Genomic DNA, 12,664 nt, shown 5'->3' with positions numbered 1-12,664 from the left:
GTCAGCCCTTGCACAGATCGGCTGTCTTCAGGTCGGCGGGCGGGAGCTCGGTCGCCCCGAAGCCGTACTCCTGGAGCAGCCCCACGTAGCGCGACCGGTCCGAGACGATCTTCTTCAGCTCGCGGTTGAAGGCGTCCCGCAGGTCCTCGTTTCCCGTGCGGAAGACCGCGCCGCCGGGGCTGTACTGCTTCGTGCCGTCGAGTTCCGGCACGAACGGTTCGGTGACCTCGGTCTCCGGGTTGGTCTTCGCCAGCCAGCGCAGCGAGATGCCGGTGAGCAGGAACGCGTCGATCCGGCCGCCCTTGACCGCGTCGGCGCCGTCCTGCGGCTTCTGCAGCGTCTTGATCCTGCCCTTGGCGATGCCGGCGCCCTCGGCGTACTTCCCCTCGACGGCACCCGACATCACTCCGACGGTGACGCCGGCGGCCTTCGCCGACGCCAGATCGGTGACCTTCTTCGGGTTGCCCTTCCGCACCATCAACGCGGTCGGAGAGATGAACTCGGGCTCGGAGAACACGGCGTTGGCACAGCGCTCCGGGGTGATCGCCATACCGGCGCTGACCACGTCGTACTTGCCCGCCTGGAGCCCGGGGATCAGACCGTCCCACTCGGACAGGGTGGGCTTCAGCTCGTCGACGCCGAGCGCCTTGAAGATCTCCCGGTGCAGGGTCGGTGCCTCGCCCCTGAGCTGGTTGCCCTCCATGTAGCCGTACGGGGCCTCGTTGGCGTACGCGACCCGCACGAAGCCCTGCTCGCGGAGCTTGTCGAGGGCCCCCGCGCCGTCCGTCGAACCGGCGCCGGTCTTGCTGCACGCGGACAGCAGTCCGGGAACGACGAGCAGGCCGCCCACTGCCGCCGATCGGTTGAGGAAGCCCCTGCGGGACAGGTTGGGGAAATCAGGCATGGTTCGTGAACTCCTGGAGGGGATCGGGCCGTCCGGACAGGTGGAACGCCTGCCCGATCCCGTACGTCTATGCAGAAAGCGCCCGCCTGTGGCCGAACCGTGGCCGGAGGGTGACCGTCCCGTGTCCCGTCGTGGGCGGGGGCGCAGGGGGCCCGCGTCGCGTTTCCTTCGGGGGGAGCGACGGGTGACGGCCCGTCATGCGCGGTACACGGCACCCGTGTCGCCTTCCCGTCGGGAGGGGAGGCGACACGGCGAACCGTCACTCGTTACCCGCGTCGGCGCGGGGTGGTCGGGTCAGTTGTCGAGATCCCGGGCCGGTACGTACCCCTGCCGCTTGTCCACCACGTTCGGCAACGGCTTCCCGGCCAACCGGAGTTCGTACATCTCCACGAACTGGGCGCCCAGCCGGTCCCGCCACCCCGCCGTGTCGCCGCTCATGTGCGGGGAAACGATCAGATCCGGTACGTCCCAGAGCGGGCTGTGCGGGTCCAGCGGTTCCCGTTCGAAGACGTCGAGCGCCGCGCCGGCGATCCAGCGCTTGCGCAACGCGTCGACGAGGTCGTCCTCGACGACCAGCGGACCGCGCCCCACGTTGATGAAACGGGCCGACGGCTGCATCAGCCCGAAGAACCGCGCGTCGAACATGGCGCGGGTCGACTCCGTCAGCGGCGCCGCGCAGATCACCCAGTCGGCCCGGGCCGCCAGCCGGTCCAGGTCCGCCACGCCGTGGATGGTGCGCCGGGCCGTGCGCCCCACCAGCGCCACCTGGACCCCGAGAGCGATCAGCAGCCGGGTGATCTCCCGGCCGATCGGGCCCGCGCCGACGACCACCGCACGGCTGCCCGCCACCCCGGCGCTCTCCCGGTGGCGCCACAGCCGCCTGTGCTGGAGGTCCAGCGTGCGCGGGAGGTCCTTGGCGAAGGCCAGGACCAGACCCGTCACGTACTCGGCGATCGGCCGTTCGAAGATGCCCCGCGCGTTGGTCACCGTGGTGTCGGACGCCACAAGTTCCGGGCAGAGCAGCCGGTCCACGCCCGCGCTCGCCGTGTGCACCCACGAGGGGCGCGGTCCGTCGCCGGGCCAGGCGGCCCGTACCGCGTCGGAGGTGAAGTCCCACACCAGCAGCACGTCCGCCTCCGGCAGCCGTGCGGCGAGCCCCGCCCCGTCGGTGTACCGGACGACGGCCCGTCCGGTCAGTCGGCCGAGACGCGGGGACGGGGCGGTGTCCAGGACGAGCAGGGTGGGCGCTGGCATGGGGGACGGTCGCTCCGCTGCGTCTGGGGTGTGCTGATTCCCCACGCTGGCATTCGTACCGGTGTTCGTCAACAGGTCGTGGTGGGGTGAGGGCGAATAGGGGAATACTGGGGTGAGACGGATATAAGCGGTCGGGAGGCAGCGGCTCCGGCGTCTCTCCGGCCGCTGTGCCCCGCGCCCCATGCCCGGCGGATCCGGGACGGAACCGGAGCGTGAGCAGGAACAGGAACAGGAGCGGGAACCGGAGCAGGAGCAGGCGGGAACAGGCGGGAACAGGCAGGAACAGGAAGGGCGGACATGACGACCCTCGGTTTTCTCTACCCGGGCGACCACCTCGCGGAGGACGACTTCCCGAGGATGGAGATCCTGTTCGACGCCGTCCGGCTGGTCGTGAACCACACCACGGTCGACGAGGACGCCTACCGGACCGATGCGCTGATGCGGGCCGGTGCCCCCGAGCGGCTGGCCGCCGGGGTGCCCGAACTCCAGCGTGCCGGTGTCGAGTGCGTCGTGTGGGCGAGCGGTGCCGGTAGCTTCCTGTACGGCTGGGAGGGTGCCCACGGGCAGGTCGCCGCCCTGGCCCGGGAGTCCGGGGTGCCGGCCTCCAGCACGTCCATCGGCTTCGTCCACGCGGTGCGGTACCTGGAGGCCGCACGCGTCGCCGTCGCGACCACCTACCCCGAACCCGTCGCCGATCTGTTCACGGCCTTCCTGCACGCCGCGGGCATCGAAGTGGTCGCCACCCGCACGGCCGGCCTGGCCTCGGCCACCGAGACGGCCGACTGGGGGCCGGACCGGGTGAAGGAGCTCGTCACGGCGGCGGACCGGCCGGAAGCGGACGTGCTGCTCCTCCCCGACACGGCCCTGCACACCGTCTCGTACGTCCCGGAGCTGGAGGAGCTCCTCGGCAAACCGGTCCTCACCGGGAACCAGGTGTCGGCCCGGGAGGGGCTGCGGCTGGCGGACCGGCGCGCCTGGTCCCCGAGGCTGGGCAGGATCTTCGCCGCCCGCGAGGCGCCCCCGGCGCCCGTGACCGGGTGGGGCCGGGGGCGGGCCTGGGCGAGGAGCGGACGGAAGGAACGATCCGGCGGGCACCCCGGACCCGGCCGGTGGGGCGCGTGAACCCCCGGGCCGGACCCATGGGCGCGAGGGACGGCGGGCCGGAATAAACGGAGTCCACCTCCTGTTGTACGTCCGGGCTCACGAGCCCGACGCATACGTATACGCATCACGGGGAGAGGCCGGGACGTGGACGAGATTCGAGGCGACGAAGTCCGGAACGGTGACGTCCGGGGCGGTGATGCCCGGGGTGGCGAGGTCCGGAACGGCGAGGTCGGGGATGGCGGAATCCGTGGCCGGGCGCAGGGCACGGCCCCCGTCCCGCTCTCCGTGCTGGACCTGGTGACCGTCGGCCAGGGCCGCACCGCCACCCAGGCGCTCCGCACCGCCGTGGACATCGCGCAGCTCGCCGAGCGCCGCGGATTCCATCGCTACTGGGTCGCCGAGCACCACTCCATGCCCGGCGTCGCCTCCTCCTCGCCGGCCGTGATCCTGGCCCACCTCACCGCCCGCACCGAGCGCATCAGACTCGGCTCGGGCGGCGTGATGCTGCCCAATCACGCCCCGCTCGTGATCGCCGAGCAGTTCGGCACCCTGGAGGCCATGGCCCCCGGCCGTATCGACCTCGGCCTCGGGCGCGCCCCCGGCACCGACGGCGCGACGGCCGCCGCCGTGCGCCGCACCGACCGGCTGAACGAGGACGACTTCCCGCAGCAGCTCGCCGAGCTGACCCGGTTCCTGGACGACGACTTCCCCGACGGTCACCCCTACACCCGTATCCACGCGGTTCCCGGCCCGGTCCAGGGAACGGCCGAGGGCGGAGTCCAGTCGACGGCCCGCCCGCCGATCTGGCTCCTCGGCTCCTCCGGGTTCAGCGCCCGGCTGGCCGGGGTGCTCGGGCTGCCGTTCGCCTTCGCCCATCACTTCTCGGCCCAGAACACGGTGCCGGCCCTCGACCTGTACCGGCAGTCCTTCCGGCCGTCCGCGGTGCTCGACGCGCCGTACGCGCTGATCGGTGTCGCGGCACTGGCCGCCGACGACGCGCGTGAGGCCCGTCGCCAGGTGCTCTCCGGCGCCCTGTCCATGGTCCGGCTGCGCACCGGCCGCCCCGGCCTGGTCCCGACGCCCGAGGAGGCGGAGGCGTACGCCTTCACGCCCATGGAGCGGGAGTTCGTCGACAACTGGCTGGTCAACATCGTCCACGGCACACCGGACGAGGTCCGTAGCGGCCTCGACGACCTGGCCAAGCGGACCGGCGCCGACGAGCTGATGATCACCGCCAACGCCCACGGCGGCGAGGCGCGGCTGCGCAGCTACGAGCTGATCGCTGACGCGTACGGCCTGCCGACGGCCTGAGCCGTTCCGCCCCGCGCGGCGGCAGGCGACCGGGTCGCGCGGCGGCGGGGGAACCGGGCCGCGCCGAAGCGGTCGGCCCGGTGCCCGGGAGCCGGACCGTCACCGCCCTCGGCGTCCCGGAGTCCGGGCCGCGCGGCGGTGGTCGGCCCGGCGTCCCGGGATCACACCGTCAGTTTCCGGCGGCCGATCAGTTCGGCGATCCGCTCCGGACCCACGGCGCGCGAGTACAGCCAGCCCTGCCCCGTGTCGCAGCCGAGGCTGCGCAGCCGCTCCGCCTGGCCCGCCGTCTCCACGCACTCCGCGGTGACGGTCAGGCCCAGGCGGTGCGCCAGGTGCACCATGGCCTCGACGATCGTCTCGTCGGCCGGGCTCGCGTGGGCGCCGTCGTCGTACCGGAAGCCACGTACGAACGAGCCGTCCAGCTTCAGCACGGAGACCGGCAGCCGACTCAGATAGGCGAGGTTGGAGTAGCCGGTCCCGAAGTCGTCGATGGCGATGCGCACACCCATGTCGCTGAGCGACTGGAGAGCCTGGAGCGGGCGGCCCGCCGAGCCCATCACCGCGGATTCGGTCAGCTCCAGTTGCAGCAGACCGGGATCGAGGCCGGTCTCGGCAAGGATCTCCGCGACATCGGTGACCAGATCGGAGTCCCAGACCTGCCGCACCGCGACGTTGACGCTGATGAACAGGGGCGGTTCGGCCGGGTGGTCGAGCTGCCAGCGCCGGGCCTGACGGCAGGCGGACCGCAGCACCCACCGGCCGAGCTGGACGATCGATCCGTCCTCCTCGGCGATCGCGACGAACCGATTCGGCGAGAGCATGCCGAACTGGGGATGGTTCCAGCGGACCAGGGCCTCCACCCCGCGCACCACCCCGTCGGCCATGCCGACCAGCGGCTGGTACTCGATGGTGAACTCGCCGCGTTCGACGGCGGGGCGCAGATGGGAGGAGAGCGTCTGCCGGGTCATCCGGTGCGCGTTGCGCTCCGGGTCGAAGAGCGTCCACCGGTCCTTCCCGTCCGCCTTCGCCCAGTACAGCGTGGTGTCGGCGGCCTGCATCAGACCGGTTGCCGAGGTACCGGTCACCGGCCGTTCCACCACGCCGATCGAGGCCGACACGGACAGCCGTCGCCCGCCCACGTCGAACGGCTTGCGCAGTGCGGCCAGCGCCCGGCGGGCCAGGTCCGTCAGCTGCTGCGTACCGGTCGAGTCCTCGATCAGGATCGCGAACTCGTCGCCGCCCAGGCGTGCCACGAGGTGGGCGCCGGGGAGGCGCGGACCGTCCTGGGCGGCGCAGGCGGTGAGCCGGGTGGCGACGGCCTCCAGCAACTGGTCGCCGATCCGGTGCCCCATCGAGTCGTTGACGGCCTTGAAGCCGTCGAGATCGAGGTAGCAGAGCCCGATCCGGCCGCGGCCGGGGACGAGACGGTCGTCCCGGTACGGCGGTGTCTCCAGAACGGCTGAGAGCCGCTCGAAGAACAGCGTCCGGTTGGGCAGACCGGTCACCGGGTCGTGCATCCGGAGATGGCGCAGCCGCTTCTGCAGCTCGCGCCGGTCGCTGATGTCGGCGACGGAGAGCAGCACCCGGCCGGACCCGCAGGGGCCGGGCCCGCAGGGGTCGCCTCCGCGGCGGTCGGCGCCGGAACGGTCGCCGCTGGAACGGTTCTCGCTGGAACGGTTCTCGTCGGAATGGTTCTCGCTGGAAACGCTGCCGCCGGAAGGCCTGCCTGCAGAACGGTCGCCGCCGGAACGATTCTCGCCGGAACGGTTTTCGGCGGAACGGCTGCCGTCGGGGCGGTCGGCCCGCCGGGGCTCCGGTTCGGGCATCGGCACGACGGTGATTTCGGCCCACAGCGAGCGCCCGTCGGAATGCTTGAGTTCGCGTGTGCAGCGGAACCGCGGGCGCCGCCCGTGCAGCACCTCGCGGTACGCGTGCCAGGTGCGGCCGTCCGCCGCGAGGTCGAGCAGATCGGCCGCCGACTGCGCGGCGAGGGCCGCGGGGGCGGCCCCGAGGAGACCGGCGAGCGCGTCGTTCGCGGCGACCACCAGGCCCTCGTGATCGACGACGGCCATCGGGAGCGTGGCGGCCCGGAAGGCGGCCCGGTACCCGTGGGGTTCGGTTCCCTGATCACCGACAGGTGGCCACAAGGCGTCACGCTCCGTGATCGACGGTCCTGTGGAGTGGGAGTGTGTGCCCGCCGCGGGCCTCGGCCCTTCGGAGGTTCCGCTCACCGTTCGCTCCTGCCGTGCAGTTCTGTCCTGAACAGGTGTGGCCGGACTGGCCCGCCGTGCGGGGCGCCACCGCGGAGGGCGGGAACCGCACGGGAAAGCCTGGTGAAGCATAGAGGCTGGTGACTCGGCCGTTCCAGCGCCCGACCCTTCCTCGCCACGCGTTCGCCCCGCATGGGTCAGTCCCCTACCGATCCGATTTGCCCGGTAGTGATCTTTTGTGAGCGCTTCCGTTCTTCGGCGGCTCGGTCGTGATTGATTGTGACTTTCTGTGAGGGTGGACGCTCGGGTGGGTCGCTGACTCGACTGGGGCAGCCCAGCAGGACGAAAGTCTCAAATCGTCACAAGGTGGTGCGTGATCGCATCTCGCACCCGGAGGTAGTTGTGCCGCGTCAGCACAGAACCGGGGGAGTGGAGAGGCCGAGTCTGCGCGGTGTGACCGCGGCCGTGACCTCGCTCCTGGCGCTCGCGGCCACCTCCCTCGTCGCCGGACCGGCCGCGGCCGACACCGGCGACGCGGGCCCCTGCGCGCTGCCGCGCACCGAGGCGCACCACTCGCTCGGTGTGGACGACTGGAACAACGCCTACCCGCGCCCCGACCACCCCCTCGACGCGGTCATGGTCTTCCTGTCCTTCCCCGACCACCGGCCCGCCGTCACCCCCGCCGAGCTCGCCGCAGACCACTTCCCCGCCACCACCCAGTTCTTCCGGCGCGCCTCGTACGGGAAGTTCACCCTGCGCCCCCATCCGCTGCGGCAGTGGATCCGGATGCCCAGGCCGTCCGACTGGTACGGCATGCAGCGCGACTGGGACAGCGAGCGGCGGGGGGCCTATCTGCGCGATGCCCTCGGCGTAGCCGACCCGAAGGTCGATTTCTCCCGGTTCGACATCGTCTACCTGGTGGCCGACCCGGATGCCCCGGGTGTCGACTCCGATGCCACCAAGGTCGTCAACTTCAGCCGGCCGCTGCGCATCGACGGCGCGGACCTCCGGCGCGTCGTCACCGTCTTCGAGCAGCACCCGCCGGACCGCAACGTGCTCGCCCACGAGACCGGTCACGTCCTCGACCTGCCCGACCTGTACCACCGGCCGTCCGACGGGAAGGGGGACTGGGACACCTACGTGGGTGACTGGGACGTGATGGGCAGCCAGTTCGGGCTCGCTCCGGATTTCTTCGGCTGGCACAAGTGGAAGCTGGGCTGGCTGGAACGCGAACAGGTGATCTGCGTCCAGCGCAGCCGGGTCGTCACCCTGGAGCCGATCGCGGCGGTCCCCGCGCCCGGCGCGTCCCTCGGCATCCGGCTCGCCGTGATCCGGACCGGTGAGGGGAGCGCCGTGGCCATCGAGGCGCGCGGCGCCACCGGCAACGACCGGGCGACCTGCGCCGAAGGGGTTCTGCTCTACCGGGTGCGGAACGAGACCCCGTCCGGTGGCGGCCCGGTCGACGTCATCGACACCCACCCCCACTCGGACGCCTGCTGGGCGCGGTCCGTCTACGCGCCGCTCGCGGACGCCCCGCTGCGGGTCGGTGAGACGTTCAGCATCCCCGGCGCCCACGCAAGGATCGAGGTCGTGGACCGGACACCGTCGGGAGCCTGGACCGTCCGGATCGCCACAGGGGTGTAACCCCGCCGAATCCGTCCGCATGTCTTCCGTCCGCGCGTCCTCCTTCCGCGCACGAGAAAGGCCCCTCGCTCTCGCGAGGGGCCTTTCTCCGTCTGTGCGCCGCCAGGGACTCGAACCCCGGACCCGCTGATTAAGAGTCAGCTGCTCTAACCAACTGAGCTAGCGGCGCCTGCTGACGTCGTAGACATTAGCATCCGGATCGGCGGTAGGAAAAATCGGATTCCGGGCCGTCGACACGGGTGCCGATCTGGTCACCCGCACACAGGCCCAGAGCAGGACGTCGGGGCCGGGCAACCAGGGGGTCCGGGTGTCCGGCGCGACCACCCAGCGCGGCCCGGAAGCGGCGGAGTCGCAGGTCAGTGGCGGAACGGTCACCGCGTCCCCGGTGCCGTGACAGAGCAGCGGCGGGACTCCGGCGTCGCCCTCCGCGCGGCCGCCGCGCGGTTCGAGGCCGCCGCCCCACTCCTCCCAGTCGAGCAGCGAGGGCAGCCGCTGCGCGGTGCCGGGGGAACAGAAGAGCAGCATCCGGCCGCGGTGTGTGGCGACGGGCCCCGAGCCGGGCCCGTCGGACCACAGGTGCTCCAGCATCCGGCGCCCGAAGAGGGTCGGCACGTTCACCACGTCGAAGGCCGACCCGCACGGCAGCACCCCGGGCGAGGCGGGGCGGGTCTCCCACTGGGTCAGCGTGCTCCGCGGATACGCGGTGGCGCCGGCGAGCCAGGCGGCTCCCGCCGCCGTGATCTGAGCCGTCCGGTTCGCGGCCTGATCCGGCAGAACGGCGAGGACGCCGGCGCCACGATGGGCGCCCCGGCGAGAGGAGTCGCCGCGTTGCAGGGTCGTTTCGTCTGGCAGCCATGCGCTCATGAGCCCATGTCTACCGGGCGTGATCGAGCGGATTCCAAGAGTTGCCGGAAAACGGGACAGGGCGGGGTGGGGAGGAGTATCTTGCGCCCGGGCATATGCCAGCGGCCGCGCCCGTCGGCGTGATCAGGACGTGATCAGGGTGTCGAGCCGTCCGAGCCGTCCGAGCCGTCCGAGCCGTCCGAGCCGTCCGAGCCGTCCGAGCCGGGTGAGCCGGGCGGACGGGTCAGGGAGTCGAGCGTCCCAGCAGGTTCCGGCCGAACTCGACCATCTTCTTGGCGTAGTCCTCGGTCCAATCGGCGCGCTCGGCGATGTCCGCGGTCGTCAGCCGGTCGAACCTGCGCGGATCGGCGAGCTGAGCTGCCGCGATCGCCTGGAACTCGACAGCGCGGTCGGTCGCGGCCCGGAACGCGTGCGTCAGCTCCGTGGCGCGGGCCAGCAACTCCCTCGGGTCCTCCAGCGACTCCAGGTTGAAGAAGTGCTCGGGATCGGCGACCGCGGCCGTCGGCTCGAAGAGCAGGGGCGCGGGGCGCAGCCGCTGCCGCTCGTTCCGCTCCGGTTGTGGCATGTGGTGTTTCCTCCTTCTGCGGGCCCGGCGGTCCCGGTGGGCCCGGGTGGACCACCCTCCATTGTCCAGCGTCGCGCAAGCGTGCCTGCCGGATGCGCGACCCGCGCCGTCGGCCCGCGGCGCCGAGCGGGCCCGGTCGTCTGACCGCGTTGACATGGATGCTGCCCGCGGCGTTCGGGCCACGTTCGTTCTCGAAGGCGACCTCGACGGGGAGCGCAACCGGCTGAGTGATGTGCGTCACGAGCGAGAAGACGGCCGTCATTGGAATCCGTGCCTGGAATCGGGCGGCCGATCTCTGCGCGGGGCCAGGTTCGGGGTGTGGCCGGTGCCGGCGCGCGGGGTCTGGTGGGCGGCCGGGGTGTGCTGCTCGCCGCAGTGCCGCAACCGTGTGCGGGAGGGGTGGCGGGACGCGTTCGCGCAGCCGTCGCTCCGGCGTCCGGGCGAACGAATCCCGGAGTCCACGACCCCCAGGGGTATGACATCGCGCTTTGTGGAGGCCCTGTTCGCGCCGCACACGCGGGGGTCGCGTGCCTTCTCGTCGGGGCGGGGCGGACGCTGCCCGGTGACGGGCCGGGTTCCTTCCCCCGACGGGCTTGAGGGCCGCCTCCCGGCCCCGGGCCGCGAGACGATCGGCGTGCGCGCGAACGGGCACGTCGGGAAGACGAACCGCCGGAGGTGTGGCGGACTCGCGGCGGACTGCCGGGAGTTGGTCACTCGGGAAGGGCGGGTCCCGTTCAGCTCGGGTGACGCTGTGCTGGAGGCGGAGCCGTTCCGGGCGGACGGCGGTCACCGCCTACGGGCGGAGAGAGGCCGGCCCGCCGCGGCCGCCCCGCAACGCCGGTCACCACTGCGACGAACTGGCCGCATAGACGCTTGCGAACCGGCGCGGATGGGCGTCGGACTTTTAGCCCGGTGCGGGCTGACGTAGCTGGAGTTGATATCAATTTCGGCCGTGTGGCGCATGGCTGCCTGCCTACTGGTCAACCACGGGATAGGCCACTACGATCGCCGGCATCGAATCCTCTTCGCTTCTTCGGCGAGGATTTCGTTGGGCCGAAAAACGACCGTTGAAATACGGTCACGGATTTGTCTCTTGGGGGGAATGGTGAACATGCCCAAAGGCCGTACAGGCCTGCGAGCTCTTCTGGTTGCTGCTGCGGTCGGCGCGATGACCGGCACCGTCGCCGCTGCACCGGCTCAGGCCGCAGATTCCTGCAACAGCACCCGAGTGTGCTTCTACCAAAGGGACGGCACGATCAAAAATATTGATCCCGATGCCTTCTTCCCCAAATGCAGCACAGGCGCCGTTCAATATGGGAGCGGGATCGACAAAGCTTACAACCGATCAAATCGAGCCCTCAGCGTATATGCCGAAAACGGAGCAACCTTGAGCAGGCTCGACCCGGGCGAAACCATCAAGTACACCCCCAGCGCCGTATACGGATTCTGTATCTGGGGGCTGTAGCCCGATGCCCGCCGCAGAACCGGGGTGCCGCACGCCAAGCGGACAGCCCGGGCGATGCGGAGGGGCGGCCTGTCGCTGCTCGGCCGTGCGCTCGGAGAGTATTGCGATCAGGGGTCAGAGCATGCCTGGAACATCGGGTTCGGCCATGTGACGCCTTCCCCGGTTCTTCGGCGCCGGGATCAACGATCACCACAGGAGTGTGTCCCGCATGCGTCTCAGAAGCCGGCTCGCCGCCCGCCTCGGCGGCACGGTCGCCGCGTCCGTTCTCGCTCTCGTCGGCCTGGTGGGCACAGCCGCGCCTGCCCAGGCGGTGTCGGCGGAGCCGTTCGACTACCAGGTGACCTCCACGGCGGGCCCCTACCGGGACATCCCGGGTACGGAGGTGACGTTCACGGCGGCGGCCGGGGAGCGGTCGTACCTGTGGTCGCGCAAGGTCGTCCTGTCGAACGTCACGCCGCTGACGGCAGGAGACTGGCTCGGCACCACCTTCTCCATCCGCTGCGCGTACGCCGGTGGTACCCCGGAGACCGCACCGCTGCCCGCCGGTGTGGAGGCCGGCGCGTACTGGGCGGCCAACTTCCTGCCGGGCGAGACTTCGCAGTCGCCCGTCGTGCGGTGGGTGTTCATCGCGCCCGAGCAGGGCACGTACACCTGCCGCCTGTCGGTGACCAGTTACTCCAGCATCGTCGCGTCCGGCCGCCAGGTGACCATGCGGGTCGGTGCCGGCGCGGAACTCGCCCGGGCCACGTATCCGTACGCGGCGCGCTGGACGCTCCTGCAGGAGAACGAGCGGGTGGTGGGGTCCGGCAGCACCGTCACAACCCTCGGGTCCACGGTCACGCCGACCGGCGCCGACCGGATTGCCGTCGTGCAGGATGCCAACCTGACAACGTGCAAGGCCAACTCGCCGTACGAGACCTGCAAGGGCGGCACGAGCGCATACGACGGCACCCACGTCCAGACCTGGATCGAGGCCCAGCCGCAGAACCCGGACGGTACCCGGTGCGGCGCTGCGAAAGCGAGCGCGGCCACGACCTGGCGCATCTCGAACACCAAGAACCACCAGGCGGCGGTCAACACGCTCAACCTCACCACCACCGACCTGGGCGGCTGTTCCCAGCTCCGGGTGTCCCTCAAGGTCAAGCACACCTGGGGCAACCCGGTACTGATCCACGCGGGCCACGTCCCCGGCCCCCTCGCCCGCACGCACGGCCTGGCCTTCACCTACTGAGCGAAGTGCCGCCGACCACGGCCCCGCCGCCTCCGCCGAGCGGGACGTCCGGAGCCGCTGAGGCCGTCCGGCACCCCGTGTGAAGAAACCGAACCCACTGAACCGACCGACG

General features: G+C 71.3%; 10 protein-coding genes and 1 tRNA gene. 5 read left to right on the top strand and 6 right to left on the bottom strand.

The annotated features are described in order from the left end of the window. Position 1 precedes the first annotated feature (1 nt). A complete protein-coding gene (gene ehuB, locus ACF1CT_RS06975; protein ID WP_391782725.1) occupies positions 2-904 on the bottom strand; it encodes an ectoine/hydroxyectoine ABC transporter substrate-binding protein EhuB in 903 nt (300 codons plus the stop codon). A 294-nt stretch (positions 905-1,198) separates the two neighbouring features. Further along, complete coding sequence (locus ACF1CT_RS06970) at positions 1,199-2,158, bottom strand: D-2-hydroxyacid dehydrogenase (protein ID WP_391782724.1); 960 nt, start codon at positions 2,156-2,158, stop codon at positions 1,199-1,201. A gap of 297 nt (positions 2,159-2,455) precedes the next feature. Between ACF1CT_RS06970 and ACF1CT_RS06965 the strand changes: the two genes are divergently transcribed. Together ACF1CT_RS06965 and ACF1CT_RS06960 are read left to right on the top strand one after the other, a co-directional pair. Further along, positions 2,456-3,280 carry a decarboxylase gene (locus ACF1CT_RS06965; RefSeq protein ID WP_391782723.1) on the top strand — a complete coding sequence of 275 codons (825 nt, stop codon included), beginning with the start codon at positions 2,456-2,458 and terminating at the stop codon, positions 3,278-3,280. A 126-nt stretch (positions 3,281-3,406) separates the two neighbouring features. Then, entirely contained in the window at positions 3,407-4,573 is a 1,167-nt protein-coding gene (locus tag ACF1CT_RS06960) for an LLM class flavin-dependent oxidoreductase (protein ID WP_391782722.1), read from the top strand. Between the two features lie 161 nt (positions 4,574-4,734). On the opposite strand, the gene ACF1CT_RS06955 is transcribed toward ACF1CT_RS06960, so the two are convergent. Next, positions 4,735-6,645, bottom strand: coding sequence for a putative bifunctional diguanylate cyclase/phosphodiesterase (locus ACF1CT_RS06955; protein ID WP_391783054.1), 1,911 nt, complete (start codon positions 6,643-6,645; stop codon positions 4,735-4,737). Positions 6,646-7,212: 567 nt separating this feature from the next. Between ACF1CT_RS06955 and ACF1CT_RS06950 the strand changes: the two genes are divergently transcribed. Further along, on the top strand, positions 7,213-8,427 hold the full coding sequence (locus ACF1CT_RS06950; protein ID WP_391782721.1) for a M6 family metalloprotease domain-containing protein: 1,215 nt from the start codon (positions 7,213-7,215) through the stop codon (positions 8,425-8,427). A 95-nt stretch (positions 8,428-8,522) separates the two neighbouring features. Here the strand turns inward: ACF1CT_RS06950 and ACF1CT_RS06945 are convergent. The 3 genes from ACF1CT_RS06945 to ACF1CT_RS06935 all read right to left on the bottom strand — a co-directional run bounded on the left by ACF1CT_RS06945 (position 8,523) and on the right by ACF1CT_RS06935 (position 9,856). Beyond that, positions 8,523-8,596: transfer RNA gene (locus tag ACF1CT_RS06945), tRNA-Lys, on the bottom strand. Beyond that, positions 8,587-9,291, bottom strand: coding sequence for a hypothetical protein (locus ACF1CT_RS06940; protein WP_391782720.1), 705 nt, complete (start codon positions 9,289-9,291; stop codon positions 8,587-8,589). Before ACF1CT_RS06940 ends, ACF1CT_RS06945 begins: the two co-directional genes overlap by 10 nt. 223 nt (positions 9,292-9,514) lie before the next feature. Next, entirely contained in the window at positions 9,515-9,856 is a 342-nt protein-coding gene (locus ACF1CT_RS06935) for a hypothetical protein (RefSeq protein WP_391782719.1), read from the bottom strand. Between the two features lie 1,102 nt (positions 9,857-10,958). Here ACF1CT_RS06935 and ACF1CT_RS06930 point away from each other — a divergent pair. Then, positions 10,959-11,321: a hypothetical protein gene (locus tag ACF1CT_RS06930; protein WP_391782718.1), complete on the top strand. Its 363-nt coding sequence runs from the start codon at positions 10,959-10,961 to the stop codon at positions 11,319-11,321. Between the two features lie 208 nt (positions 11,322-11,529). Continuing rightward, positions 11,530-12,552: a hypothetical protein gene (locus ACF1CT_RS06925; protein WP_391782717.1), complete on the top strand. Its 1,023-nt coding sequence runs from the start codon at positions 11,530-11,532 to the stop codon at positions 12,550-12,552. Positions 12,553-12,664 lie beyond the last annotated feature (112 nt).

This window comes from Streptomyces sp. NPDC014734 (assembly GCF_043083325.1).
Classification (GTDB): domain Bacteria; phylum Actinomycetota; class Actinomycetes; order Streptomycetales; family Streptomycetaceae; genus Streptomyces.
Note: the sequence above shows the minus strand (reverse complement) of the source record. Positions and strands in the feature narration are given on the sequence as shown.

Excerpts from the sequence above, each read along its gene's own strand:
- ehuB (WP_391782725.1), bottom strand. The coding sequence starts at position 904 with ATGCCTGATTTCCCCAACCTGTCCCGCAGGGGCTTCCTCAACCGATCG.
- ACF1CT_RS06970 (WP_391782724.1), bottom strand. The coding sequence starts at position 2,158 with ATGCCAGCGCCCACCCTGCTCGTCCTGGACACCGCCCCGTCCCCGCGT.
- ACF1CT_RS06965 (WP_391782723.1), top strand. The coding sequence starts at position 2,456 with ATGACGACCCTCGGTTTTCTCTACCCGGGCGACCACCTCGCGGAGGAC.
- ACF1CT_RS06955 (WP_391783054.1), bottom strand. The coding sequence starts at position 6,645 with ATGGCCGTCGTCGATCACGAGGGCCTGGTGGTCGCCGCGAACGACGCG.
- ACF1CT_RS06940 (WP_391782720.1), bottom strand. The coding sequence starts at position 9,291 with ATGAGCGCATGGCTGCCAGACGAAACGACCCTGCAACGCGGCGACTCC.
- ACF1CT_RS06935 (WP_391782719.1), bottom strand. The coding sequence starts at position 9,856 with ATGCCACAACCGGAGCGGAACGAGCGGCAGCGGCTGCGCCCCGCGCCC.
- ACF1CT_RS06930 (WP_391782718.1), top strand. The coding sequence starts at position 10,959 with ATGGTGAACATGCCCAAAGGCCGTACAGGCCTGCGAGCTCTTCTGGTT.
- ACF1CT_RS06925 (WP_391782717.1), top strand. The coding sequence starts at position 11,530 with ATGCGTCTCAGAAGCCGGCTCGCCGCCCGCCTCGGCGGCACGGTCGCC.